The following is a 2,412-nucleotide window of genomic DNA, read 5'->3' on the forward strand; positions in this document are numbered from 1 at the left end:
AGACGCTGGTCGAATGACATCGCGGCGAACATGGTCAGCAAGACTACCGCGCCAAACGCGATCGCGCCGGGGCCGGCCTTGATCGTCGCGAGCGCGTTGAATTGCACGAGGGCGACCAGAATGGTGATGACGTAGATATCGAGCATCGACCAGCGGCCGACAAGTTCGACCAGCCGATAGATGCGCGTGCGCCTCTCGGGCAGCCAGCGCCAGCGCAGTTGCGCCGTCAGGACGAGAAAGACAAGCGCGATGATCTTGAGCATGGGCACGGCAATGCTCGCGATGAAAACAATGGCCGCAAGCGGCCATGAGCCGGAAGTCCAGAGGTAGACCACGCCGCTCAGGATCGTGTCTGTTTGCGCGCCGAACAGCGAACTCGTATCCATCACGGGCAGCATGTTGGCGGGGATGTAGAGGATCACTGCCGCAATGACGAACGCCCAGGTGCGCGCAATGCTGCCGGGCTTGCGGAAGTGCAGATGCGACCCGCAACGCGGGCAGCGGCCTTCGTGGGCGTGCAATGCCGGTTTCGACAACAAGCCGCAGTCATGGCAGACGAACAGGCCGGCGCGGGCGGCCGTCAGCGCCGAGGCACCGGTCTGCGCGACTGGCGCCACTGGCGCGCTAGCCGCGCTCCGCGCGACGTCGATGCGAGTCCAGATATCGTGATGATCGAAGGCGGCCGCAGCCGCGGCAAGCAACAGCATCACCGCGCCGAACGCCAACATGGCAATGCCGGGGACCACGGTTGCAATAGCCGCAAGCTTGACGAGCGCGACCAGCATCCCGAGGATCAGCACTTCGATCATGCCCCACGGGGTCACACGACGCAGCACGCGCAACACAATATCGGGCCGGCGCGGGACGTGTCCTGAGCGTAGCGGCAAAAGCACATACGTCACTGCCGCCATGTCGAGCAGCGGCATCAGTAGCGTCGTGACGAACACGAGGCCTGCGAGCGGCCACACGCCGTCGTCGTACAGGATGCGAGCCGCGCCGAACAGCGTGGTCTCCACAAGAGTGCCGTTCACTGAAAGCCCCACGATCGGGAAGGCATTGGCCACGGCGAACAGCACGATTGCCGCGAGCGTGAACGCCAGTGCCCGGTCCACGCTGGCGGGCGGGCTTCGATACAGCGTCGCGCCGCAGCGACGGCAGCGTGCGGTTGCACCGCTGGCGAGCACGGTCTCGCGCTGCAGTAGGTCGCATTCATGACACGCGATAAGGCGAGCATCATTCATGGCGCCGCCCCTCTCGTGTCCGACGCGGCCGATGGCGGATTCGCCATGGCCGTGGTCCCGTTGTAGGTCGTCGCGGTCATGCGCTCGGCATCGGTGACCCAGCCTCCGCCCATCGCCTGGTAGAGGCTCACGGTCGACGTGAACACCGCGCCTTGCGTCTGCGCGTAGCTTAGTTGGGCATTGAAGAGACTACGTTCGGCATCGAGCACTTCGATGTAGCTCGTATAGCCCCCCTCGAAGCGCAGCCGGGCAAGGCGTGCATAGGTGCGTAACGCATCGACCTGATTGCCCTGCACCACCAGTTGCTCACGCGTTTTCTGTAGCGACACGAGCGCGTCGGCGACTTGCTGGAATGCGACCTGGATCGCCTTCTGATATTGAAACAGCGCTTGTTGCTGCTGCGCTTCGGCCTGCTTCACCTGACCGCCGATGCTGCCTGCCGTGAAGATCGGCAGCGTCACCGCTCCGGCATAGGACCAGATGCGGGCCGGTCCGGTGAAGAGCGAAGAGAACTGTCCGCTCACCGAACCGAACAAACCGGTCAGCGAGATCGACGGGAAATAAAGCGCGCGCGCAGCGCCGATCAGCGCGTTCGCGGCAATCAGGTCTTGCTCGGCCTGGCGCAGGTCGGGACGGCGTTCGAGCAATTCAGACGGCAGCCCCGCCGGCACGGCAGGCAGCGCGAGATCGTCCAGTTCGCGGTCACGCACGATGACCTCAGGGTTGTGTCCAAGCAAGATCGACAGCGCGTCTTCCTGCTGCGCAATCTGCAACTCGATCTGCGGAATGGCCGCGAGCGAGGCCTGGTATTCCGACTGGCTTTGCGCCAGCTCCATTTGCGACACTTCGCCGCCCGAAAAGCGCAACTGAAACACATTGACGGAAGCCGCACGGCTTGCGACTGTTGACTTCGCAATATCTAGCTGACGGTCAAGCGACAACAGGTTCACATACGACGACGCCACCGATGCCACCAACGTCAAGATCGTCGCACGCCTGCCCTCCTCGCTCGCGAGCAGGTTCGCACGGGCAGCTTCTGTCTGCCGGCGCAGCTTGCCGAAGAAATCGATCTCCCAGGACGCAGAGAGCGTCGCCTGGTACTGGTTCAGGACTGGGCCAACGCCCGGTGGCAACTGCGTGCCCAGCGGCACACGCTGGCGTTGCGCGTTGA

The 2,412-nt window shown here is 63.9% G+C and carries 2 protein-coding genes; both read right to left on the reverse strand.

The window, feature by feature from the left end; all coding sequences use genetic code 11:
- Positions 1-1,241: paraquat-inducible protein A (locus M0954_RS17250; RefSeq protein ID WP_297354479.1), on the reverse strand; the 1,241-nt coding region annotated here is incomplete at its 3' end.
- A partial coding sequence (locus M0954_RS17255; RefSeq protein ID WP_297354481.1) for an efflux transporter outer membrane subunit occupies positions 1,238-2,412 on the reverse strand: 1,175 nt, incomplete at its 5' end. The genes M0954_RS17255 and M0954_RS17250, both read right to left, overlap by 4 nt.

This window comes from Paraburkholderia sp., from assembly GCF_026225065.1.
GTDB lineage: Bacteria > Pseudomonadota > Gammaproteobacteria > Burkholderiales > Burkholderiaceae > Paraburkholderia.